26 protein-coding genes are annotated in these 20,634 nt (G+C 72.0%); 15 read left to right on the top strand and 11 right to left on the bottom strand.

The window, feature by feature from the left end:
* Positions 1–396 precede the first annotated feature (396 nt).
* Genes ACWDY5_RS12610 through hrcA form a run of 3 tightly spaced genes read right to left on the bottom strand, consistent with a single transcriptional unit; the run spans position 397 to position 3,398 of the window.
* Positions 397–1,161 (bottom strand): 16S rRNA (uracil(1498)-N(3))-methyltransferase, encoded by a 765-nt coding sequence (locus tag ACWDY5_RS12610; RefSeq protein ID WP_449722520.1) that lies wholly within the window; start codon positions 1,159–1,161, stop codon positions 397–399.
* Positions 1,161–2,327 carry a molecular chaperone DnaJ gene (gene dnaJ, locus ACWDY5_RS12605; protein WP_283663611.1) on the bottom strand — a complete coding sequence of 389 codons (1,167 nt, stop codon included), beginning with the start codon at positions 2,325–2,327 and terminating at the stop codon, positions 1,161–1,163. The genes ACWDY5_RS12610 and dnaJ overlap by 1 nt, the downstream gene beginning before the upstream one ends.
* 36 nt (positions 2,328–2,363) lie before the next feature.
* The gene (gene hrcA / locus ACWDY5_RS12600; protein WP_252481738.1) at positions 2,364–3,398 is read right to left on the bottom strand and encodes a heat-inducible transcriptional repressor HrcA; all 1,035 of its coding nucleotides are present in this window, start codon (positions 3,396–3,398) and stop codon (positions 2,364–2,366) included.
* 241 nt (positions 3,399–3,639) lie between these two features.
* On the opposite strand from hrcA, the gene ACWDY5_RS12595 reads away from it, so the two are divergent.
* On the top strand, positions 3,640–3,933 hold the full coding sequence (locus ACWDY5_RS12595) for a type II toxin-antitoxin system VapB family antitoxin (protein WP_247759489.1): 294 nt from the start codon (positions 3,640–3,642) through the stop codon (positions 3,931–3,933).
* Here ACWDY5_RS12595 and ACWDY5_RS12590 read toward each other — a convergent pair.
* From ACWDY5_RS12590 to hemW, 3 genes are read right to left on the bottom strand one after another with little or no spacing between them, the layout of a single operon-like run.
* A complete protein-coding gene (locus ACWDY5_RS12590) occupies positions 3,930–4,289 on the bottom strand; it encodes a hypothetical protein (protein ID WP_449722344.1) in 360 nt (119 codons plus the stop codon). The genes ACWDY5_RS12595 and ACWDY5_RS12590 overlap by 4 nt on opposite strands.
* Positions 4,286–4,774 carry a hypothetical protein gene (locus ACWDY5_RS12585; RefSeq protein WP_449722343.1) on the bottom strand — a complete coding sequence of 163 codons (489 nt, stop codon included), beginning with the start codon at positions 4,772–4,774 and terminating at the stop codon, positions 4,286–4,288. The genes ACWDY5_RS12590 and ACWDY5_RS12585 overlap by 4 nt, the downstream gene beginning before the upstream one ends.
* A gap of 37 nt (positions 4,775–4,811) precedes the next feature.
* Positions 4,812–6,029 (bottom strand): radical SAM family heme chaperone HemW, encoded by a 1,218-nt coding sequence (hemW, locus tag ACWDY5_RS12580; protein WP_449722342.1) that lies wholly within the window; start codon positions 6,027–6,029, stop codon positions 4,812–4,814.
* Between the two features lie 84 nt (positions 6,030–6,113).
* Here hemW and ACWDY5_RS12575 point away from each other — a divergent pair, with 84 nt between their 5' ends.
* From ACWDY5_RS12575 to ACWDY5_RS12520, 12 genes are all read left to right on the top strand, one after another.
* The gene (locus tag ACWDY5_RS12575) at positions 6,114–6,206 is read left to right on the top strand and encodes a putative leader peptide (protein ID WP_349497452.1); all 93 of its coding nucleotides are present in this window, start codon (positions 6,114–6,116) and stop codon (positions 6,204–6,206) included.
* A gap of 124 nt (positions 6,207–6,330) precedes the next feature.
* Positions 6,331–8,016, top strand: a complete 1,686-nt coding sequence (locus ACWDY5_RS12570) for a nitrite/sulfite reductase (protein ID WP_449722341.1) — start codon at positions 6,331–6,333, stop codon at positions 8,014–8,016.
* Positions 8,013–8,171 (top strand): Insertion element protein, encoded by a 159-nt coding sequence (locus ACWDY5_RS12565; protein WP_283663606.1) that lies wholly within the window; start codon positions 8,013–8,015, stop codon positions 8,169–8,171. Before ACWDY5_RS12570 ends, ACWDY5_RS12565 begins: the two co-directional genes overlap by 4 nt.
* Positions 8,168–8,863, top strand: a complete 696-nt coding sequence (locus ACWDY5_RS12560; protein ID WP_449722340.1) for a phosphoadenylyl-sulfate reductase — start codon at positions 8,168–8,170, stop codon at positions 8,861–8,863. The genes ACWDY5_RS12565 and ACWDY5_RS12560 overlap by 4 nt, the downstream gene beginning before the upstream one ends.
* Before the next feature lie 10 nt (positions 8,864–8,873).
* Positions 8,874–9,785, top strand: a complete 912-nt coding sequence (cysD, locus tag ACWDY5_RS12555) for a sulfate adenylyltransferase subunit CysD (protein ID WP_449722339.1) — start codon at positions 8,874–8,876, stop codon at positions 9,783–9,785.
* Positions 9,785–11,122: a sulfate adenylyltransferase subunit 1 gene (locus ACWDY5_RS12550; RefSeq protein WP_449722338.1), complete on the top strand. Its 1,338-nt coding sequence runs from the start codon at positions 9,785–9,787 to the stop codon at positions 11,120–11,122. Before cysD ends, ACWDY5_RS12550 begins: the two co-directional genes overlap by 1 nt.
* A 32-nt stretch (positions 11,123–11,154) precedes the next feature.
* Positions 11,155–12,246 (top strand): ABC transporter substrate-binding protein, encoded by a 1,092-nt coding sequence (locus tag ACWDY5_RS12545; RefSeq protein WP_449722337.1) that lies wholly within the window; start codon positions 11,155–11,157, stop codon positions 12,244–12,246.
* 10 nt (positions 12,247–12,256) lie between these two features.
* Positions 12,257–13,045 (top strand): ABC transporter ATP-binding protein, encoded by a 789-nt coding sequence (locus ACWDY5_RS12540; RefSeq protein ID WP_449722336.1) that lies wholly within the window; start codon positions 12,257–12,259, stop codon positions 13,043–13,045.
* A complete protein-coding gene (locus ACWDY5_RS12535; RefSeq protein ID WP_449722335.1) occupies positions 13,032–13,916 on the top strand; it encodes an ABC transporter permease in 885 nt (294 codons plus the stop codon). Before ACWDY5_RS12540 ends, ACWDY5_RS12535 begins: the two co-directional genes overlap by 14 nt.
* On the top strand, positions 13,916–14,683 hold the full coding sequence (locus tag ACWDY5_RS12530; protein ID WP_449722334.1) for a sirohydrochlorin chelatase: 768 nt from the start codon (positions 13,916–13,918) through the stop codon (positions 14,681–14,683). The genes ACWDY5_RS12535 and ACWDY5_RS12530 overlap by 1 nt, the downstream gene beginning before the upstream one ends.
* 76 nt (positions 14,684–14,759) lie before the next feature.
* Positions 14,760–15,395, top strand: coding sequence for a cyclase (locus ACWDY5_RS12525; RefSeq protein ID WP_449722333.1), 636 nt, complete (start codon positions 14,760–14,762; stop codon positions 15,393–15,395).
* A gap of 87 nt (positions 15,396–15,482) precedes the next feature.
* Positions 15,483–16,259 (top strand): enoyl-CoA hydratase-related protein, encoded by a 777-nt coding sequence (locus ACWDY5_RS12520; protein WP_449722332.1) that lies wholly within the window; start codon positions 15,483–15,485, stop codon positions 16,257–16,259.
* 19 nt (positions 16,260–16,278) lie between these two features.
* On the opposite strand, the gene ACWDY5_RS12515 is transcribed toward ACWDY5_RS12520, so the two are convergent.
* Together ACWDY5_RS12515 and ACWDY5_RS12510 are read right to left on the bottom strand one after the other, a co-directional pair.
* Complete coding sequence (locus ACWDY5_RS12515) at positions 16,279–16,887, bottom strand: superoxide dismutase family protein (RefSeq protein WP_449722331.1); 609 nt, start codon at positions 16,885–16,887, stop codon at positions 16,279–16,281.
* Between the two features lie 60 nt (positions 16,888–16,947).
* A complete protein-coding gene (locus ACWDY5_RS12510; protein ID WP_449722330.1) occupies positions 16,948–17,706 on the bottom strand; it encodes a GNAT family N-acetyltransferase in 759 nt (252 codons plus the stop codon).
* A gap of 25 nt (positions 17,707–17,731) precedes the next feature.
* Here ACWDY5_RS12510 and ACWDY5_RS12505 point away from each other — a divergent pair, with 25 nt between their 5' ends.
* Positions 17,732–18,658 carry a hypothetical protein gene (locus ACWDY5_RS12505; protein WP_449722329.1) on the top strand — a complete coding sequence of 309 codons (927 nt, stop codon included), beginning with the start codon at positions 17,732–17,734 and terminating at the stop codon, positions 18,656–18,658.
* On the opposite strand, the gene ACWDY5_RS12500 is transcribed toward ACWDY5_RS12505, so the two are convergent.
* The 3 genes from ACWDY5_RS12500 to ACWDY5_RS12490 are packed head-to-tail and all read right to left on the bottom strand — an operon-like array spanning position 18,655 to position 19,575.
* Positions 18,655–18,945: a barstar family protein gene (locus tag ACWDY5_RS12500; protein ID WP_449722328.1), complete on the bottom strand. Its 291-nt coding sequence runs from the start codon at positions 18,943–18,945 to the stop codon at positions 18,655–18,657. The two genes, ACWDY5_RS12505 and ACWDY5_RS12500, sit on opposite strands and share 4 nt — an antisense overlap.
* On the bottom strand, positions 18,942–19,394 hold the full coding sequence (locus tag ACWDY5_RS12495) for a ribonuclease domain-containing protein (protein ID WP_449722327.1): 453 nt from the start codon (positions 19,392–19,394) through the stop codon (positions 18,942–18,944). The genes ACWDY5_RS12500 and ACWDY5_RS12495 overlap by 4 nt, the downstream gene beginning before the upstream one ends.
* Positions 19,381–19,575 carry a hypothetical protein gene (locus ACWDY5_RS12490; RefSeq protein WP_252486361.1) on the bottom strand — a complete coding sequence of 65 codons (195 nt, stop codon included), beginning with the start codon at positions 19,573–19,575 and terminating at the stop codon, positions 19,381–19,383. The genes ACWDY5_RS12495 and ACWDY5_RS12490 overlap by 14 nt, the downstream gene beginning before the upstream one ends.
* Positions 19,576–19,652: 77 nt before the next feature.
* On the opposite strand from ACWDY5_RS12490, the gene ACWDY5_RS12485 reads away from it, so the two are divergent.
* Positions 19,653–20,618, top strand: a complete 966-nt coding sequence (locus ACWDY5_RS12485; RefSeq protein ID WP_449722326.1) for a zinc-binding dehydrogenase — start codon at positions 19,653–19,655, stop codon at positions 20,616–20,618.
* Positions 20,619–20,634: the final 16 nt, after the last annotated feature.

The raw sequence follows: 20,634 nt of genomic DNA, 5'->3' as shown, positions 1-20,634 counted from the left end.
TCCACCGGCAGAGTGGATACGAACCTCGACACAGAGTGACAACCCCGGACTTACCACAGGGTGGGTGATGGGGTGGTTGCGTCGCGACGGAGCCTGGGGGTCACTCCGTCGCGACGCAACCGCGCCGGACCGAGGGGGGAGGTGTCCGGCGATCCTTCGGGTGCCCGTCACCCGAGGCCAGTTTCCGGCAAGTGCTCTGAGGTGGGCCGACGAAGGCTGCCCCAGAACTTTCTTGCCCGTCGGCGACAGAGCGTAGCTCCTATCCGGCCCCTCGCGCTACACCTCGACCGAATGGATCACGCCGCTCGGCGCGCGAAAGCTGCCGTTTGGCGATCGATCGCTGGGCCGGTCGCCATTTCCCGTGGCCGAGGTAGCAGAACTGCGCGGAAGTGGTTGCTAACGAGCACTTTCGCCACTGGCGACAGCTGCCCAGCGGCCGGTCAGCACGCCCAGCGCGCCCAGGGCGACCGCTGCCGCGGTGGAGGCGCGCAGCACGGTGTGCCCCAGCCGGACTGGGATCGCTCCCGATTCGGTGAGTCGCGCGATCTCGCTCTCCGTGATCCCGCCTTCCGGCCCGACCACGATCAGCAGCTCCCCCTCGGCAGGCAGCTCGACCTCGGCCAACCCCACCTCGGCGGCCTCGTGCAGCACCAGGGTGCACGCGCTGCCCCGGACCAGCTCAGCGAGCTGTCCGGTGCCCAGCGGCTCACCGACCTCGGGGACCCAGGCCCGGCGGGCCTGTTTGGCCGCCTGGAGGGCCGTGGAGCGCCACCGGGCCAGTGCCTTGGCCCCGCGCGGTCCGTCCTCCCAGCGGGCCACACAGCGGGCCGCGCGCCACGGGTGCACCGCGTCCACCCCGGCCTCGGTGGCCAGCTCGACCGCCAGCTCCCCGCGATCGCCCTTGACCAGCGCCTGCACCAGGGTGACCCGGGGGCTGGGCGCGGGCTCCAGCCAGCGCGCCAGCACCTCGAGGCCGAGGAAGTCCTTGCCGACCTCGGCCACCGCGCACCGGGCCAGGCCACCGGCGCCGTCGGAGAGCACCAGGTGCTCCCCGACGCGCATCCGGCGCACCGTGGCCGCGTGCCTGCCTTCCGGTCCGTCCAGCCGCGCTGAGTCCCCGCTCGGGAGCTCGTCGACGTGGAAGACCGCGTCTCCGTGGATCAACGCTGTCCGAAGGAGTGCCGCAGCCTGGAGAACAGGCCGCCGCCGCGCCCGTTGGCGTTGGTGGCCAGCTCGGATGCCTCCTCGCCGCGCAGCTCGGCGAGCTGGCGCAGCAGCGCGGTCTGTTCCTCGTCCAGCTTGGTCGGCACCACGACCTCGACGTGCACGTGCAGGTCGCCGCGCCCGTCCACCCGGCCGGAGGACCGCAGCCGGGGCATGCCCTTGCCGGGCAGCAGCAGCTCGGTGTCCGGCTGGGTGCCCGGGTCCAGCGGCAGCTCCTCCACGCCGTCCAGGGTCTGCATCGGGATGGTCGCGCCCAGTGCGGCCGCGGTCATCGGCACCCGGATCGTGCAGTGCAGCTCGGTGCCCTCGCGGGTGAAGGTGTCGTGCGGCAGCTCCTCGACCTCGACGTAGAGGTCACCGGCCGGTCCGCCGCCGGGGCCGACCTCGCCCTGGCTGGCCAGCCGCACGCGCATGCCGTCGGCCACACCCGGCGGGATCTTGACGTTGATGGTGCGCCGCGAGCGCACCCTGCCCTCGCCCGCGCACTGCTGGCAGGGGTCGGGGATGACCTCGCCGAAGCCGCGGCAGACCGGGCACGGCCGGGCGGTGACCACCTGGCCGAGGAAGGAGCGCTGCACGGACTGCACCTCGCCACGCCCGCCGCAGGTGTCGCAGCGGATCGGCGAGCTGCCCTTGGCGCAGCCGGAGCCCTCGCACAGGTCGCACAGGATCGCGGTGTCCACGGTCAGCTCGCGGGTGATGCCGCTGGCGCACTCCTCCAGGGTGGCCTCCAGCCGGATCAGCGCGTCCGAGCCGGGCTGGGTCCGGCTGCGCGGACCCCGGCTGGCCGGGCCGCCGCCGAAGAAGGCGTCCATGATGTCGCCGAGGCCGAACCCGGCGAACGGGTCGCCCATGCCGCCGCGTCCGCCACCCCCGCCGCCACCGGGCGAGAGCGGGTCACCGCCGAGGTCGACGATCTTGCGCTTCTCCGGGTCGGAGAGCACCTCGTAGACCGCGGTCACCTCACGGAAACGCTGCTGGGCACTCTCCTCCGGGTTCACGTCCGGGTGCAGCTCGCGGGCGAGCTTGCGGTACGCCCGCTTGATCTCCTCTTGCGACGCGTCCGAACGCACGCCGAGAGTGCCGTAGTAGTCCCTTGCCACCGTCTCCCAGTCCTTCTTCCCTCAGCCAGCCGCCGCTCAGCGGCCGGCCAGGATGTCTCCCACATATGCGGCAACGGCGCGGACAGCCGCCATCGTTCCCGGGTAGTCCATTCTTGTCGGCCCCACCACACCCATGCCGCCGAGCACGGTGCCCGCGGAGGAGCCGTAGCCGATGGAGACCACGGAGGTGCTGCGCATCTCCTCGGCCTCGTTCTCCTCCCCGATCCGCACCGTGATCGTCGACTGGTCGTGCGCCGCCTGCAGCAGCTTGAGCACGACGACCTGCTCCTCCAAGGCTTCCAGCACGCTGCGCAGGGAGTTGGGGAAGTCGGCCACGTTGCGGGTCAGGTTCGCGGTGCCGCCGAGCAGCAGCCGCTCCTCCGGATGCTCCACCAGCGACTCGATCAGCGCGGTGCACACCCGGATCATGATGTCGCGCAGCTCGCTCGGCGCCGACTCCGGCAGCTCGGCCACCCGCGCGGAGGCATCGGCGAGCCTGCGCCCGACCAGGGTGGAGTTGAGCACGGAGCGCACCCTGGCCACGTCCTCGGTGCTGATCACATCGCCCAGGTCGACCATGCGCTGCTCGACCCGGCCGGTGTCGGTGATGGTCACCAGCATCAGCCTGGCCTGCGTGATCGGCACCACCTCGATGTGCCGGACCGAGGACCGGGTCAGCGTCGGGTACTGCACCACGGCCACCTGCCTGGTCAGCTGCGCCAGCAGCCGCACACTGCGCCGGAGCACGTCGTCCAGGTCCATCGCCCCGTCCAGGAACGCCTGGATCGCCCTGCGCTCGGCGGTAGAGAGCGGCTTGACCTCGGTCAGCCGGTCCACGAAGACCCGGTAGCCCTTGTCCGTGGGCACCCGGCCGGCGCTGGTGTGCGGCTGGGTGATGTAGCCGTCCTCCTCCAGCACCGCCATGTCGTTGCGCACCGTCGCGCTGGACACCCCGAGGTTGTGCCGGTCGACCAGCGCCTTGGACCCGACCGGCTCCTGGGTGTTGACGTAGTCGGCGACGATCGCCCGCAACACCTCGAAGCGGCGGTCGTCCGGCGACCCTGTGTTCACCGCGCGTCACCTCCCTGTCGCTTGCAAGTCTAGGGCGTGTCCGCCGGGCCTCGTGCGTGAGCGCTGGAGTCCAGGTCGTTCCGGTCGGCGCCGCCGGAGCGGCCTCGTACTGGGCGTACTCGGTCGTTCCGGCGGCGCCGACCGGGACGGGCTGGGCCCGGTGGTCGCGTGCGAGGCTCGGCGGACACGCCCTAGGGTCTGGTGTGGGGTGCTACGCGCGAGTGCTGGCAGGGAGGCCGGGGTGATCTTCAAGGACGTCCGGGACGGGCGGCCGTACCCGGACCACGGGCTGAGTACCAGGGAGTGGGCGAAGATCCCGCCCCGGCCGGTCCGGCTGGACGAGCTGGTGACCACGAAGAAGGTGCTGGAGCTGGACCGCCTGCTCAGCTCCGACTCGACCTTCTTCGGCGACCTGTTCGCCCACGCGGTCCAGTGGCGCGGGGAGATGTTCCTGGAGGACGGGCTGCACCGGGCGGTGCGGGCGGCGCTCCAGCAGCGCAACTTCATCCACGTCCGGGTGCTGGCGCTGGGTTAGTCGGTGGCCTTGAGGTGCCCGGTGCTGGCCGCCTGCACCCAGACAGTGTGCCGGTCCTCGTCGAGCAGGTACCAGATCCGGCCACCGCCGGTGACCTCGATCTGCCACTGCGGCAGGGTGCGGCCGCCATGGGTGCCGGTGGCCAGCGAGCGGCGGAACTGGTGGTGCCTGCTGGTCGGCTTGCCCGGTCCCGGACCGGGTTCCGCGCGCATCGTCTCCCAGGCTTTGCGCAGGTTGCCGGGGACGGCGTTCTCCAGGTCCTGCCAGCCCTTGACCGCCTCGGTGGTGCTGAACCGGATCTGCCACTCCGCGCCGATCGCCGGGGGTGCGACCGGATCGCCTTTCTTCGGGCTCACGCCTGCGTCGCCTCCGGCGCCGGGACCTCGCCCAGGTCCTCGCCGTCCTTGCGCAGGGTGGCCAGCAGTTCGGGATCGGCGTGCACCTCGGCGGTGTGCCGCCATTCGGTGATCAGCTGGACCACCGGGGCGGGATTGCCGAGGGAGTTCGCCGCCTCCAGGATGTCGATCAGCTCGACCACGAAGGCCCGCACATCCTCTCTCGGCAGGAAGCGCACCCACGGGAAGGCGGTCGGCATCACCTCGGTGACCAGGTCCCTGACCTCGGCGCTGTGCTGCATGAGCGCGACGAACAGGGCGGTGGTGGTGGAGACGACCTCCCGCACCTCGGCGGCCCGGCTGGCGGTGACCAGAACCAGGTCCTCCTCATCGCCCCTGCGGTGGACGCGCACCGACCGGCTCGGCGACTCCTGCAGCTTGCGCACGGTGTCGACCGGCTTGTTGGAGAGGTCCGAGAAGTTGACCTCCGGCGCAGTTGCGGTCATAGCTGCAAACTACTTTAAAACTCGTGGTCGCGCCAGTTCACGGCACCAGTCGCCGGACCACCGCGTCGGCCAGCAGGCGGCCCTGGTCGGTGAGCACGCAGCGCCCGCCGGCCAGGCTCGCCGCGTCGAGCAGGCCGTCCGCGGCGGCCACCCCGGCCTCGCGGCGGCCCGCCTCGTCCAGCACCGCCACCGGCAGGCCCTCGACCAGCCGCAGCTCCAGCAGGACGCGTTCCACGTCCCGGTCCTGCGCGGTCAGGGTCTCCCGGCCCGCCGCCGGTGAGTGACCCTCGGCGAGCAGGGCGGCGTAGCGGCTGGGGTGCTTGACGTTCCACCAGCGCACCCCGCCGACGTGGCTGTGCGCGCCCGGTCCCGCGCCCCACCAGTCGCCGCCGAGCCAGTAGCCCAGGTTGTGGCGGCAGCGGGCGGCCTCGCCGGTGGCCCAGTTGGAGACCTCGTACCAGGTCAGGCCGGCGCGCTGGAGGGTCTGGTCGACCTGTTCGTAGCGTTCGGCCAGCACGTCGTCGTCCGGGCTGGGCAGCTCGCCCCGGTTGATCCGGCGGGCCAGGGCGGTGCCCTCCTCGACGATCAGCGCGTACGCCGAGACGTGGTCGACGCCGCCGGCCAGGACCACGTCCAGGGACTCGGCCAGGTCCTGCGGGCGTTCGCCGGGGGTGCCGTAGATCAGGTCCAGGTTCACGTGCTCGAACCCGGCGGCGCGGGCTTCCTTCGCCGCGGCGCGGGCGCGGCCGGGCGTGTGCGTGCGGTCCAGGATCTGGAGCACGTGCGGGGCGGCGGACTGCATGCCCAGGGAGACCCTGGTGTACCCGGCGGCCAGGAGGCCGGCGAAGAACTCCGGGGAGGTGGACTCCGGGTTGGACTCGGTGGTCACCTCGGCGCCGGGGGCCAGGCCGAAGGTGTCCCGGACCGCGCCGAGCACCGCGGCCAGGCCGTCCGCGCCGAGCAGGGACGGGGTGCCACCGCCGACGAAGACGGTGTCCGCGGCCGGGGGGCTGCCCAGCACCCGCGCGGCCAGCTCCAGCTCCTGGCGCAGCCCGGTCAGCCAGGACTGCGGGGAGGCGGAGCTGCCCAGCTCACCGGGGGTGTAGGTGTTGAAGTCGCAGTAGCCGCAGCGGGTCGCGCAGAACGGCACGTGGACGTACAGCCCGAACGGCCGGTCGCCAAGGCCGGTCAGGGCGGTGGCGGGCAGCGCGCCGTCCTGGGGCGCCGGGTCGCCGTCGGGAAGTACGGAAGGCATAGCAGCAGTCTCTCAATCCGTCTCACCATCCCACTATGCGGATGGCGGTAGACCCATCCCGGGACGCGTGGCACGCTGGTCGACATGACCTCGCCTGGACGACGCCTGTTCCTCGTGGCCCGCCGCCACGTGGACTACCTGCGTGTCTCCAGCGCGCTCTGCCGACGGTACGTCTAGTCGGCCGCTGCATTTCTTTTTGCCAGCCGGCGACGGGCGTCCCGGCTGAAGATCCCCATCCCACCATGTGAACTCTGGGGCTTCGACGGTGCGCACGGCCGCCTCGAATCCCGGAGGTCGGACCATGGTCCCCCCAACCTCTCCCCCGGCGCGGGCTGTGAAACAGCGCCGCGGCGAAGGGCAGTGGGCGCTGGGCTACCGCGAGCCGCTGAACCCGAACGAGCGCTCGAAGAAGGACGACAACCCGCTCAACGTGCGGGCCCGGATCGAGAACATCTACGCCCGCGGTGGCTTCGACTCCATTGACCCGGCCGACCTTCGCGGACGTTTCCGCTGGTACGGCCTCTACACCCAGCGCAAGCCCGGTATCGACGGCGGCCGCACGGCCGTGCTGGAACCGGAGGAGCTCGACGACGAGTACTTCATGCTCCGCGTGCGCGTCGACGGCGGCGCGCTGAGCACCGAGCAGCTACGGGTGCTGGGCGAGATCTCCCAGACCTACGCCCGCGACACCGCCGACATCACCGACCGGCAGAACATCCAGTACCACTGGATCCAGATCGAGGACGTGCCCACGATCTGGGAGAAGATCGAGGCGGTCGGCCTGAGCACCACCGAGGCCTGCGGGGACAGCCCGCGGGTGGTGCTCGGCTCGCCGGTCGCCGGGATCTCCGCCGAGGAGGTCATCGACGGCACCCCGGCCATCCAGGAGATCGTCAAGCGCTACATCGGCGACCCGGCCTACTCGAACCTGCCACGCAAGTTCAAGAGCGCCATCTCCGGGTTGCAGGACGTGGCGCACGAGGTCAACGACATCTCCTTCGTCGGCGTCGACCACCCCGAGCACGGGCCCGGCTTCGACCTGTTCGTCGGCGGCGGCCTGTCCACCAACCCGATGCTGGCCAAGCGGCTCGGCGTGTGGGTGCCCCTGGACGAGGTGCCCGATGTCTGGGAAGGCGTGATCAGCGTCTTCCGCGACTACGGCTACCGGCGGCTGCGGCACCGGGCGCGGATCAAGTTCCTGGTCGCAGACTGGGGCGTGGAGAAGTTCCGCGAGGTGCTGGAGACCGAGTACCTCAAGCGGAAGCTGCTCGACGGGGTCGCGCCCGCGGCCACCGCGCCGATCGACCACGTCGGCGTGCACCGGCAGAAGGACGGCAAGTTCTACATCGGGGTCGCGCCGGTCGCCGGGCGGGTGTCCGGCTCGATCCTGCTCGACGTGGCCAAGGCGGTGGAGCGGGCCGGGTCCCGCCGGGTCCGGCTGACCGCGCAGCAGAAGCTGGTCGTGCTGGACGTGGCCGAGTCCGAAGTGGACAGTCTGGTGGACGAGCTGGCCGCGCTGGGCCTGCACGCCAAGCCCTCGCCGTGGCGGCGCACCACCATGGCCTGCACCGGCATCGAGTTCTGCAAGCTGGCCATCGTGGAGACCAAGGCCCGCGCCGCGCGCCTGGTCGAGGAGCTGGAGCAGCAGCTCGCCGACGTCCAGGACACCCTGGCCGAAGCGGCGATCAGTGTGCACATCAACGGCTGCCCCAACTCCTGCGCCCGGATCCAGACCGCGGACATCGGGCTCAAGGGCCAGATCGTGACCAACGGCGAGGGCCAGCAGGTCGAGGGCTACCAGGTGCACCTGGGCGGCGGGCTCGGCCTGGACGCCGGCTTCGGCCGGAAACTGCGCGGGCACAAGGTGACCGCGGCCGAGCTGGGTGAGTACGTGGCGCGGGTCGCGCGCAACTTCGTGGCCCAGCGCACCGAGGGAGAGCGGTTCGCCCAGTGGGCGGCCCGCGCCGAGGAGGCCGATCTGCGATGAGCGAACGAGCGACGCCGTTCTACTGCCCCTACTGCGGGGACGAGGACCTGCGACCAGAGGAGGAGCCGCACGGCGCGTGGGGCTGCACCGGGTGCCAGCGGGTGTTCTCGCTGAAGTTCGTCGGCCTGCGACGCCCGGTGGAGGTGACCCGGTGAGCACCACGACCGATTTCCAGTCCCTCGCCGAGCGGGCGGGTCAGGAGCTGGCCGAGGCCACCGCGATCGAGGCGCTGACCTGGGTCGCGGAGACCTTTCCGCTGGATCGCTGGATCCTGGCCTCGAACATGCAGGACGCGGTGCTGATCGACCTGGCGGCCAAGGTGACCAGCGGTTTCGACGTGCTGTTCCTGGAGACCGGCTACCACTTCGCCGAGACCATCGGCACCAGGGACGCGGTGGAGTCCGTGTATCCGGTGAACATCGTCAACGCGCTGCCGGACCTGACCGTGGCCGAGCAGGACGCCGAGCACGGGCCGAACCTGTTCGAGCGCGCGGCCGACCGCTGCTGCGCGATGCGCAAGGTGATCCCGCTGCGGCGCACGCTGTCCCGCTACGACGCCTGGGTCACCGGCGTGCGCAGGGTGGACGCGCCGACGCGGGCGAACACGCCGATCGTGGGCTGGGACGAGCGCAACGGGCTAGTCAAGATCAACCCGATCGCCGCCTGGACCGACGAGGAGTTCAACGCCTACATCGCCGAGCACGGCATCCTGGAGAACCCGTTGGTGGGCGCGGGATATCCGTCCATCGGCTGCGCGCCGTGCACGGCGAAGCCGTTGCCGGGCGCGGACCCGCGCAGCGGTCGCTGGGTGGGCAAGGCCAAGACCGAGTGCGGACTGCACGGGTGAGGGCGGGGGAATGACGAGCACGCTGCGACCGGCCCAGGACAACCTGACTGCCCTGGAGTCCGAAGCGATCCACATCTTCCGGGAGGTGGCCGGGGAGTTCGACCGGCCGGTGATCCTGTTCTCCGGCGGCAAGGACTCCACGGTGCTGGTGCACCTGGCGCTCAAGGCCTTCTGGCCCGCGCCGGTGCCGTTCACCTTGCTGCACGTGGACACCGGCCACAACTTCGAGGAGGTCATCACCTTCCGGGACGAACTGGTGGCCAGGCACGGGCTGCGGCTGGAGGTCGCGCACGTGCAGGACTGGATCGACGACGGCCGTCTGCAGGAACGCCCGGACGGCACCCGCAACCCGCTGCAGACCGTGCCGCTGCTGGACTCGATCACCGCGCACAAGTTCGACGCGGTCTTCGGCGGCGGCCGCAGGGACGAGGAGCGGGCCCGCGCCAAGGAGCGCATCTTCAGCCTGCGCAACGCCTTCGGCCAGTGGGAGCCCAAGCGGCAGCGGCCCGAGCTGTGGAACCTCTACAACGGGCGGCACCGGCCAGGCGAGCACGTCCGGGTGTTCCCGCTGTCCAACTGGACCGAGCTGGACATCTGGCGCTACATCGAGCGGGAGAACATCGAGCTGCCCTCGATCTACTACTCGCACGAGCGGGACGTCTACCTGCGCGACGGCATGTGGCTCACCGAAGGCCCGTGGGGCGGCCCTCGGCCAGGGGAAACCGTGCAGCGCAAGGTGATCCGGTATCGCACGGTCGGCGACGGCTCGTGCACCGGCGCGGTGGAGTCCGAGGCGAGCGACCTCGCCGCGGTGATCGCCGAGGTCTCCGCCTCCCGGCTCACCGAACGCGGCGCCACCCGCGCCGACGACCGGCTCAGCGAAGCGGCCATGGAAGACCGGAAGCGAGAGGGCTACTTCTGATGACCGACCTGCTGAGGCTGGCCACTGCCGGATCCGTCGACGACGGCAAGTCCACGCTGGTCGGCCGCCTGTTGTACGACACCAAGTCCGTGCTCGCCGACCAGCTGGAAGCCGTGCAGCGGGCCAGCGTCGACCGCGGACTGTCCACACCGGACCTGTCACTGCTGGTGGACGGCCTGCGCTCGGAACGCGAGCAGGGCATCACCATCGACGTGGCCTACCGCTACTTCGCCACCCCCCGGCGCAGCTACGTGCTCGCCGACACCCCCGGACACGTGCAGTACACCCGCAACACGGTCACCGGCGCCTCCACCGCGCAGCTGGCCATCCTGCTGGTGGACGCGCGCAAGGGCGTGATCGAGCAGACCAGGCGGCACGCGGCCGTGCTGGCCATGCTCGGCGTGCCGCAGCTGGTGCTGGCGGTCAACAAGATCGACCTCATCGACTACGACGAGGCCAAGTTCGGGCTGATCGCCAAGGAGTTCCTGGCGCACGCCAACGCCTTGGGCTACCCGGAGGAGGCGGTGCTGTCCGTGCCGGTCTCCGCGCTGGTCGGCGACAACGTGGTGGACCGCTCCGAGCGCACCCCCTGGTACACCGGGCCGACCCTGCTGGAGCACCTGGAAACCGTGCCGGTGCAACCGGATCCGCACGACGCGCCGTTCCGCTTCCCGGTGCAGTACGTGATCCGGCCGCGCACGCCCGAGTACCCCGACTACCGGGGCTACGCCGGCCAGGTCGCGGCCGGGGTGGTGCGGCCGGGCGATGAGGTCGTGGTGCTACCCGCCGGACTGCGCAGCACCGTGGTGCGCATCGACACCGCGGACGGCGAACTGGCCGAGGCGGGGGCCGGGCAGTCGGTGACCCTGCTGCTGGACAACGATCTGGACATCTCCCGTGGCGACCTGATCGCCAGCGCGGAACACTCTCCCTCAGTGAGCGACGAGCTCAACGCCACCGTCTGCTGGCTGGCGGAGAAACCGTTGCGCGCCAACGCCAGGGTCCTGATCAAACACGGCACCCGCACCGTCCCCGCCATCGTCACCGAGCTGTCCGACCGCTTCGACGAACAGCGACTGTCCACTGTGGACACGCCGGACTCGCTGGAGCTCAACCAGATCGGCCGGGTGCTCATCCGGACCGCGGAGCCGCTCCCGGTTGACGAGTACACCAGCAGCAGGCGCACCGGGTCCTTCCTGGTGATCGACCCGAACGACGGCGGCACCCTGGCCGCCGGACTCATCGGCGCTCCCCTGCCCATCCCGGATGTCCACGAGGACGCCGGACTCGGCGACGCGACCGCCGACGACCGAGCCCTCGTCTCCCCCGGCCCCTAGCCATCCCTGCCTTGTCTCCCAGGAGGAACCCCGTGCGCACCCCGCGACGCCGCCATCGCGTCCTGCCCGCAGTGCTCGCCGCCACCGCGCTGATCGCCGCGGTCAGCGGCTGCACCAGGGCCGCCGAGTCGACCACCCAGGCGAGCGACTCCGGACCGGCGGCGGAACTGCGACTCGGCTTCTTCCCCAACGTCACACACGCCCCGGCCCTGGTCGGCATCGACGAGGACCGCAAGTTCATCGCCAAGGAACTGGGCGGCACCAAGCTCAGCACCCAGGCGTTCAACGCAGGCCCTTCGGCGGTGGAGGCGCTGCTGGCCGGGTCGCTGGACGCGACCTTCATCGGGCCCAACCCGACCATCAACGCCTTCACCAAGTCCAAGGGCACGGCGATCCGGCTGATCGCGGGCGCGGCTACCGGCGGCGCCCAACTGGTGGTGCGCAAGGAGATCAACGGTCCGCAGGAGCTCAAGGACAAGACCATCGCCACCCCGCAGCTGGGCGGCACCCAGGACGTGGCGCTGCGGGCCTACCTGGCCCAGCAGGGGCTGAAGGTGGAGAGCACCGGCGGCAAGGACGTCAAGATCGCCAACACGGAGAACCCGCAGACCTTCGACGCCTTCCGCTCCGGCCAGCTCGACGGCGGCTGGCTGCCCGAGCCCTGGGCCTCCCGGCTGGTGCTGGAGGCCGGCGGCAAGGTGCTGGTGGACGAGCGGGACCTGTGGCCGGGCGGCAAGTTCCCGACCACGGTGCTGATCGTGCGCACCGAGTTCGCGCAGAAGCACCCGGCGACGGTCAAGGCGCTGCTCCGCGGCCACGTCGCCGCGACCAAGTTCCTCAACGACAACCCGGCCGAGGCCAGGAAGACGGTCAACGCCGCGCTGGGCAGGTACGCGGGCAAGCCGCTGCCGGAACCGGTGCTGGAGCGGTCGTTCAGCCAGATCGCCTTCAGCACCGACCCGGCCGCGAGCACCTTCCCCAAGCTGTCCAAGGACGCCGTGGCCGCCGGGGTGGCCAAGCAGGAGTTCGACCTCAAGGGACTCGTCGACCTGACCGCGCTGAACGAGGCGCTGCGGGCCGCCGGGCTGCCCACCGCTGACGCATCCGGACTTGACGGAAAGTGAGGGCACGGTCATGACCGCGACTCTGGAACACATTCGCCCGTCCGGCCACCTCGCCGACGCGGTGGTGCACCTGGACAAGGTGACCAAGTCCTTCGGCCGCGGCGCGAACACCGTGGTGGCCCTGGACGGGGTCGAGCTGACCGTGCGGCCGGGCGAGTTCGTCTGCCTGCTCGGCGCCTCCGGCTGCGGCAAGTCCACCCTGCTCAACCTGGTGGCCGGACTGGACAAGCCGACCGGCGGCACGGTGTCGGTCCACAGTGGACGGCCAGCGGTGGTCTTCCAGGAGCCCGCGCTGATGCCATGGCTCACCGCGGCCCGCAACGTCGAGCTGCCGCTGCGGCTGCGCGGCCTCGGCCGGGCCGAGCGCGCGGCCACCGCGACCAAGCTGCTGGACCTGGTGCGGCTGGCCGAGGTCGGCCGCAAGCGCCCGCACGAGCTCTCCGGCGGCATGCGCCAGCGGGTCGCGCTGGCCCGCGCGCTGGCCACCACCCTGGACGAGGCCGAGGGCGGCAACCCGTTGCTGCTCATGGACGAGCCCTTCGCCGCGCTGGACGCGATCACCAGGGACGCGCTGCAGGGCGAGCTGCGCCGGATCTGGGAGCGCACCGGCACCGCGGTGCTCTTCGTCACCCACGACGTGCGCGAGGCGGTCCGGCTCGGCCAGCGGGTGGTGCTGCTGTCCTCCCGGCCGGGCCGGGTGGTGCGCGAGTGGGCGATCAACGAGCAGGACACCGACAAGCTGACCGAGGAGATCACCGGCCACCTCCGGGAGGTGATCTCCAGCCATGGCCGCTCCTGAGGCCAAATCCGGCGAGGACCTGGCCGCGCTGGAAGCCGGGCTGGACGCCCTCGACGCGCCGACGGCTGCCCGCTCCCGCGGCGGCTGGCTCCGGTTCGCCCGCACGGTGCTGCCGCCACTGGTGGCGCTGGCGCTGATCGTGGTGGTGTGGCAGGTGTTGTGGGCCTCGGCGATCGAGCCGGAGTACAAGCTGCCCGCCCCGCTCACCGTGGCCGGGGTGCTGTGGGAGCGGATGCTGGACGGCCAGGCCTGGGAGACGCTGTGGGTCTCCACCCATCGCGCGGTGCTGGGCTTCCTGGCCGCGGTGGCCATCGGCACCCCGCTGGGCCTGGTGGTGGCCCGGATCTCGTTGGTGCGCGCGGCGATCGGGCCGCTGCTGAGCGGGTTGCAGAGCCTGCCCTCGGTGGCCTGGGTGCCCGCCGCGCTGCTGTGGCTGGGCCTCAACGACTCGATGATCTACGCCGTGGTGCTGCTGGGCGCGGTGCCCTCCATCGCCAACGGCCTGGTCGCCGGGATCGACCAGGTGCCACCGCTGCTGCTGCGGGTGGGCACGGTGCTGGGCGCGGGCCGGTTGCAGTCCGCCCGGCACGTGCTGCTGCCCGCCGCGCTGCCCGGCTACCTGGCCGGGCTCAAGCAGGGCTGGGCGTTCTCCTGGCGTTCGCTGATGGCCGCGGAGATCATCGCCCGCTCGCCGGACCTGGGCATCGGCCTCGGGCAGATGCTGGAGGAGGGCCGCCAGCTCACCGACATGTCGCTGGTGATCGCGGCGATCCTGTTGATCCTGCTGGTCGGCATCGGCGTGGAGTTGCTGTTCTTCCGTCCACTGGAGCGCGTGGTGCTGCGCGCCCGCGGCCTGGCCACGGCGGTGTGATGGACCACGGGATCCCGCTGGTCGCGGTGGCGCACGGCAGCCGCGACCCGCGTTCGGCGGCCACCGTGCACGAGCTGCTCACCGTGGTCCGCGCGCTGGCCCCCGGCCTGGACGTGCGCTCGGCCTTCCTCGAGCTGTCCGCGCCGCGCCTGGGTGAGGTGCTGACCGGCCTGTACGAACAGGGTCATCGCGAGGTGGTGGTGGCCCCGCTGCTGCTGGGCCGGGCCTACCACGCCAAGGTGGACCTGCCCGGCGCGGTGTCCGAGGTGGTCACCCGGCTGCCCAGGCTGTCCGTGCGGATAGCCGACGTGCTCGGCCCGGACCCCCGGCTGGAGTCGGCCGCGCTGCGCAGGCTGGCCGAGGCCGGCGCGGCGCCCGGCGACCGGGAGCTCGGCGTGGTGCTGGCCGGGGCGGGCTCCTCGCACGAACCGGCCAACGCCACCGTGCGCGCGCTGGCCCGCCGCTGGTCGATGAACGCGGGCTGGGCCGGGGTGGAGGCCGCCTTCGCGGCCAGCGCGCAACCGGCGGTCGCCACCGTGGTCGAGCGGCTGAAAGCCCTTGGCGCGCAACGGATCGCGTTGGCCTCCTGGTTCCTGGCCCCCGGCCTGCTGCCGGACCGGGTGATCACCGCGGCGCGGGCCTGCGGGCTGGACACCGTAGTGGCGCGGCCGCTCGGGGACGACCCCGAGGTGGCCGAGCTGGTGCTGCACCGCTATGCCGAGGCGTGTGCGGCCGAACGGCGCAACATCACGACTTTAGTGGGTTAACAACAGAATGATCGTCGTGTGAGAATCACCTCTGCCGCCGCCGTGTCGGGAGGAATTTTCTACAGCGAGGTGGGATATGTCCCCTGCACGACGCTCCACCGCTCGACTGTTGCTAGCCGCGACCGCGGTCGTCGCCCCCCTGCTCACCCTTGCCGGTCCCGCCGTGGCCACCCCTGCGGCCGCGGTGAACTTCGCCTGTCAGGCCAGCAGTCCACTCGGTCCGGTTGACGCCACCTTCAGCCAGGACCTGACCGCCACCGCACCGGCCACCGTCGCCCCCGGCGGCGAGGTCACCGCGGTGTTCGACCCCGCGCCGAACAAGGTGCCGGACAAGGTCGGCAACTACACCCTGCGTGAGATCAAGAACTTCCTGCTGACCGTCCCGGTCCCGGCGAACTCCACCTACGTCTCGGCCACCCTCTCCGGCGGCTCCGGCGTGGGCACGCCGACGATCACCAAGGTCGGCAACAACCTGGAGGTCAAGCTGAGCGCGGCGCTCGCGGGCGGCGCGGCCTTCGAGATCCCCACCATCACCGTCAAGCTCACCGCCGGCGCCAGCGGCACCATCGAGACCAAGCTCGGCGGCTCCAGCTTCGCCAACCCCGGCCTGACCTTCATCGCCACCGCGGTCGCGCTCGGGATCCCGGTTGACGCCCCCACCAAGTGCTACCCCAACCCCAACCCGGCGTTGACCACCACGACGATCGGCTGAACTGCCTCCTTTCAGCCGGTTCCAGACCGCATCGGGGAGAACCGCCCGTCTCCCCGATGCGGTCACTTCTATGTTTAGGGTGCGTGCATGGCTGACGAACTCGTCCACTACGCGGTCGACCGCGGCATCGCCGAGATCACTCTCGACTCCCCGCACAACCGCAACGCCCTCTCCGCCCAGCTCCGCCGCGAGCTGCGCGCGCACCTGAGCACCGCCATCGCCGACGAGGCGGTGCGGGTGGTCGTGCTGGGACACACCGGCACCGTGTTCTGCTCCGGCATGGACCTCAAGGAGTCCCGCGGCGCCGGCGCGGGCGACCAGGGCGTGAACGAGTTCCCGGCGATCCTGGAACAGCTCTGGACCAGCCCCAAACCGGTGGTGGCCAAGGTCGCCGGCCCGGCCCGCGCCGGTGGCGTCGGCATCGTGGCCGCCTGTGACATCGCGGTGGCCACACACGCGGCCAGCTTCGCCTTCACCGAGGTCCGCATCGGCGTGGTGCCCGCGGTCATCTCGGTCACCGTGCTGCCCCGGCTGCTGCCGCGCGCCGCGCACGAGCTGTTTCTCACCGGCGAGAAGTTCGACGCCGGGCGCGCCGCGGCCATCGGCCTGATCAACTCCGCGGTCCCCGCCGAGGACCTGGACGCCGAGGTCCGCCGCTACACCGACATGCTCGCCCTCGGCGGCCCCAACGCGCTGGCCGCCACCAAGGCCATGCTCCGCCGCCCCCCGGCCGCCGGTCTGGGCGAGGACTTCGCGGACATGCTGGAGCTCTCCGCTGGGCACTTCGCCAGCGCCGAGGGCCAGGAGGGCATCCGCGCCTTCGCCGAGAAGCGCCCGGCCTCCTGGGTGCCCGCGGCCGAGTGACCACGGGCACCCGGCCCGGCTAGGACTTGAACGGGGCGGTCAGGCAGGCCAGGCGCTCACCGGCGGTGCCCGCCTTGCCGTGGTCGTGGTGGTTGGTCTGGTCGATGTGCAGCACCACCGAGTTGGCCTCGTTCGGCCGCCACTTCCACTCCACCGTGGCCGAGACCTTGGCCGCGCCCGCGGCGTCGGTCTCGAAGTCCAGCCAGACCTCGTTCTTCGGGTTGGCGAAGGCCGGGTCCACCGAGGGCTGCACCGGGTCCAGCTTGTCCTGGTAGTGCGGTCCGGAGTCCGCGGGCTTCGGACCGCACGCCTTGGTGTGCACGTGCGAGCCGTACTTGCGGTTGGGGCGCAGGCCGGTGACGTTGAGGGTCACCGTGGTGCGGCCGTCGGCGGTGGCGCCGGTGACCGTGCCCGCCGCGCCCGCGGGCACCAGTTCGGTGTTGTAGACCACGCCGGGCGGCTGGGCGCCGGTGGCCGCCGGCGGAGCGAAGGTCGCCGACACCAGCGGGGCCGGGGCCGCGCTGGTGGTCGCGCTGGAGGTCTGTGGGGAGCCGGTCCCGCCGGACGAGCACGCCGTGAGACCGAGGATCGCCACCGCGGTCAGCACAGCCGGGGTCATTCGTCGCATGCCAGCCGATTCTGGCCCTGCGCCAGGGATCTCGCCAAACCGGGTGCGTCTTTGGCGCCGCTACCGCAGTGCATGCTCGGTGAACCGCCCGCAGACCTGGAAGCCCAGCCGCCGGTACACCGGCTCGCCCTCGGCCGAGGCCTGGAGCACCGCGGTCCGGTAGCCGGCGTCGCGGGCCAGGTGCAGGGCCGCGTCGGTGATCGCGCCGCCGAAGCCGCGGCGGCGGTGGGTGCTCGCGGTGCAGACGTTGTAGAGCCCGGCGACCCCGGCGTGCAGGGTCACCTCGGCGGTGCACACCGGCTGCCCGTCGGCGTAGCCCACCAGGAACTTCGCCGCGCAGTCGAGCGCGGCGGGCTGGGCGTAGTAGGCGCGGACCGCGGGCGAGGGCGGGTCCCACAGCGCGGCCAGCACCCCGGCGTAGTCGGTCAGCTGCTCCGGCGTGCGCGCCACCACCACGTCCAGGCCCTCGGCCCCGCGCGGCGCGGCCAGCTCGTCCAGGCTCGCCCACATCGCGGTCTCGGACTCGGTGGCGGGCAGCCCGGCCGCGCTCAGCCGCGCGGACAGGTCACCCGGCGTCGAGGCCGGGCCGACCCACCAGGAGAACGGGCGGCCGGTGCGGTGCAGCGCGTCGATGGTCTCGGCGATCCGCCGGTCCGCGGTCGCCGCGGTGAACCGGGCCCCGGCGATGATATTGAAGGTGTCATCGGCCAGGCCGCTGTCGGCGTAGAACAGGTCCGCGGCCCGCACCACCCGCGCCGGGTCGTGCAACAGGCTCGCGTGCCGGGCGAGATTGGCCTCCATCTGGTCCAGCGACTCCATGTGCCACACCATAGGCTCGATCTCCGTGCCGAAGATCTTCGCCAGGCGGTTGTGCTCGCTGCCCGAGGCGCGCGAGGGCCTGACCTACGGCAGCCCGGAGCTGGAGGCGGTCCGCGCGGCGACCCGCGCCGGGGACCGGACCGCGGTGGCCGCGCTGATCGCCTGCGCGCACGACTCCGACGACCGCTCCGACGCCGTGCTGGTCGCCGCGGCCACGGTGCGCGCCGGGCACGGGACCTCGGTGCCGCGCTGGCTGCTGGAGTGGGTGACCAGCGAACCGGGCGACCCGATCGGGTGGATCGTGCGCGGTGCGGTGGAGGTGCTGCGGGCCGAGACGCTGCCGAGCGCGCTGGCCACGGCCGAGGTGATGTGCGCCCGGGCCACCGAGCTGGACCCGGCTGACCCGACGCCATGGGTGTGGCTGGTGCAGCTGGCCCGTGGCCAGCGGCTCGGCCCGGCGGAGACCGCGCGGCGCTGGCACCGGCTGCGCGCACTCGCCCCGCAGCACCTGCGCGGGCACGAGCAGCTGCTCGCCTCGCTGTCGCCGAGGTGGGGCCACCCGCCGGAGGCCAGGATCGCCTTCGTCACCGAGGCCGCGGCCACCGCGCCGGTCGGCTCCGCGCTGAACCTGCTGGTCTTACGCGGCCACATCGAGCAGTGGGCGGAGTTACCCGGCCGCGCGCGCCGCCGGTACACCGACCGCGCCGACGTGCGCGAGCAGGCGCGGGCGGCGGTGGCGCGCTGGCAGCACCCGCACGGCGTGGACCCCAGGGCCAAGATCAGCGGGCACAACCTGGTCGCGTTCTGGCTCTCGCTGTGCGGTGAGCACCAGCTGGCCCGCCCGCACTTCGAGGCCACCAGGGGGCACGCCGACCGGTACCCGTGGTCCTACCTGCGCGCGGACTTCTTACGCGCCTACCTGCGCGGCAGGCGGCGCTCGGGCCTGGTCTAGGCGCTGACCTGGACGGTGAGCCGGGGGTTGGCCGCGACCGCGTCCGCGAGCACCTCGCTGATCCCGGCGAAGGCGGCCGGATCGCTGCGCCGCAACACTTCCGCGTGCGTCCAGTGCAGCCGGTGCGCACCGGGCGGCAGCCAGGACAGGTCGGTGAGGCAGTCGTAGAGGGCGTCCAGGTTGGCGCCGAAGTAGTCCGGGAAGGACAGCGCCTGCGCGAAGGCTTGCAGGACGGCCCGCTTGGTGCGCAGCTCGCTGCCGTCGACCAGGTGCTCCACCGCTGTCATCGGTTCGGGTCCACCTTCACGAAGGTCTCGTAGTGGTCGCCGGTGTAGTACAGCTCCTTGCCGGACCCGGTCACCAGCCGCCGCGCGCCACGGGTGCGCTCGCCCGGCGTGGGCACGGTGTACTCGCGGTAGTAGCCCTTGCCCTGCGCGGGCAGCCGCTTCTCCCGGTTCTGGAACTCCACCCCGTCCCGGTCCGGGTACGGGAACGGCCCGTTGCTCTGGATCAGCTTCCAGGTCTTGGCCGCCTCCGCGGGCAGCTTGGACAGCGCCTCGGTGACGTCCCCGCCCGAGCGGGTGGCCTTTCCGGCGCTGGTGGAGACCGCGGCGCCCGTGCTAGAGGACGGCGGCGCGGCCGAGTTACCGCCGAGCAGGTCACGGCCGAGCCAGCCGACGAGCACCAGGGCGATCAGTCCGGCCAGGGCCAGGGTGATGCGCTTACGAGAGGTCACTGTTGCGGCCCCGGATCTTGGAGAGTCCAGCGGAGACCTGGTCGACGCCCCGGTCGATCCCCCAGGCCAGCGCCCAGCACACGGGCAGCAGCACGGCCATCACGAGCAAGAACTGGAACGGGAACCACTGCTGGGCGAGCCACAGCCCGACCGCGTCCCAGGAGTCCGCCAACCACTGCACGGCCCCGAGCCTACGCCGGAGGGCCGCCGTGACCGGCATCACGGGCGGGTGAGAGGGACAGGCGATAGGTTTCGGTCATGTTCGCCGTATACGCCGACAAGCCGAATCCCGAGGATCCCCTGGCCGGCCTGGTGGTCGGCGAACGCCCCGAGCCCGAGGTGCCCGCGGGCTGGGTCGCGGTCAGCGTCAAGGCCGCCAGCCTGAACATGCACGACCTGTGGACACTGCGCGGGGTCGGCATCAAGGCCGAGCAGTTCCCGATGATCCTGGGCTGCGACGGCGCGGGCACCCTGGCCGACGGGTCCGAGGTGGTCATCCACGGGGTGATCAACGACGAAGACTGGCGCGGGGACGAGACCATGGACCCCAAGCGCACCCTGCTGACGGAGAAACTGCAGGGCTCCTTCGCCGAGACCATCGTGCTGCCCAAGCGCAACGTGCTGCCCAAGCCGGCCGGGCTGTCCTTCACCGACGCGGCCTGCCTGGGCACCGCCTGGCTGACCGCCTACCGGATGCTGTTCACCAAGGCCGCCGCCCGCCCCGGCCAGACCATCCTGGTGCAGGGCGCCTCCGGCGGGGTGGCCACCGCGCTGGTGCAGCTGGGCCGGGCCGCCGGCCTGCGGGTGTGGGCCACCGGCCGCTCGGCGGAGAAGCGCGCGCTGGCCGAACGCCTTGGCGCGCACGGGGTCTTCGAGCCCGGCGCCCGGCTGCCCGGCAAGGTGGACTCGGTGTTCGAGACCGTGGGCGAGGCCAGCTGGTCGCACTCCATGCGCAGCCTCAAGCCCGGCGGCGTGGTGGTCTGCTCCGGCGCCACCACCGGCGGCAACCCGCCTGCCGAGCTCCAGCGCCTGTTCTTCTTCCAGCTGCACGTGGTCGGCTCGATGATGGGCACCCGCGACGAGCTGGCCGACCTGGTGTCCTTCCTGGACCTCACCGGCCTGCGCCCGCAGATCGGCCTGGAGCTGCCGATGGAGCGGGCCGAGGAGGGCTTCCGCGCCATGCTCGGCGGCGAGACCGCCGGGAAGATCGTCTTCACCCGCTGACCGCTGGCGCGGGGAC

Source organism: Crossiella sp. NPDC003009 (assembly GCF_053591555.1).
Note: the sequence above shows the minus strand (reverse complement) of the source record. Positions and strands in the feature narration are given on the sequence as shown.

Coding starts and splice junctions, on each gene's coding strand:
- ACWDY5_RS12585 (WP_449722343.1), bottom strand. CDS start 4,774: ATGACCGCAACTGCGCCGGAGGTCAACTTCTCGGACCTCTCCAACAAG.
- hemW (WP_449722342.1), bottom strand. CDS start 6,029: ATGCCTTCCGTACTTCCCGACGGCGACCCGGCGCCCCAGGACGGCGCG.
- ACWDY5_RS12575 (WP_349497452.1), top strand. CDS start 6,114: ATGACCTCGCCTGGACGACGCCTGTTCCTCGTGGCCCGCCGCCACGTG.
- ACWDY5_RS12570 (WP_449722341.1), top strand. CDS start 6,331: ATGGTCCCCCCAACCTCTCCCCCGGCGCGGGCTGTGAAACAGCGCCGC.
- ACWDY5_RS12565 (WP_283663606.1), top strand. CDS start 8,013: ATGAGCGAACGAGCGACGCCGTTCTACTGCCCCTACTGCGGGGACGAG.
- cysD (WP_449722339.1), top strand. CDS start 8,874: ATGACGAGCACGCTGCGACCGGCCCAGGACAACCTGACTGCCCTGGAG.
- ACWDY5_RS12550 (WP_449722338.1), top strand. CDS start 9,785: ATGACCGACCTGCTGAGGCTGGCCACTGCCGGATCCGTCGACGACGGC.
- ACWDY5_RS12540 (WP_449722336.1), top strand. CDS start 12,257: ATGACCGCGACTCTGGAACACATTCGCCCGTCCGGCCACCTCGCCGAC.
- ACWDY5_RS12535 (WP_449722335.1), top strand. CDS start 13,032: ATGGCCGCTCCTGAGGCCAAATCCGGCGAGGACCTGGCCGCGCTGGAA.
- ACWDY5_RS12530 (WP_449722334.1), top strand. CDS start 13,916: ATGGACCACGGGATCCCGCTGGTCGCGGTGGCGCACGGCAGCCGCGAC.
- ACWDY5_RS12525 (WP_449722333.1), top strand. CDS start 14,760: ATGTCCCCTGCACGACGCTCCACCGCTCGACTGTTGCTAGCCGCGACC.
- ACWDY5_RS12520 (WP_449722332.1), top strand. CDS start 15,483: ATGGCTGACGAACTCGTCCACTACGCGGTCGACCGCGGCATCGCCGAG.
- ACWDY5_RS12515 (WP_449722331.1), bottom strand. CDS start 16,887: ATGCGACGAATGACCCCGGCTGTGCTGACCGCGGTGGCGATCCTCGGT.
- ACWDY5_RS12510 (WP_449722330.1), bottom strand. CDS start 17,706: ATGGAGTCGCTGGACCAGATGGAGGCCAATCTCGCCCGGCACGCGAGC.
- ACWDY5_RS12500 (WP_449722328.1), bottom strand. CDS start 18,945: ATGACAGCGGTGGAGCACCTGGTCGACGGCAGCGAGCTGCGCACCAAG.
- ACWDY5_RS12485 (WP_449722326.1), top strand. CDS start 19,653: ATGTTCGCCGTATACGCCGACAAGCCGAATCCCGAGGATCCCCTGGCC.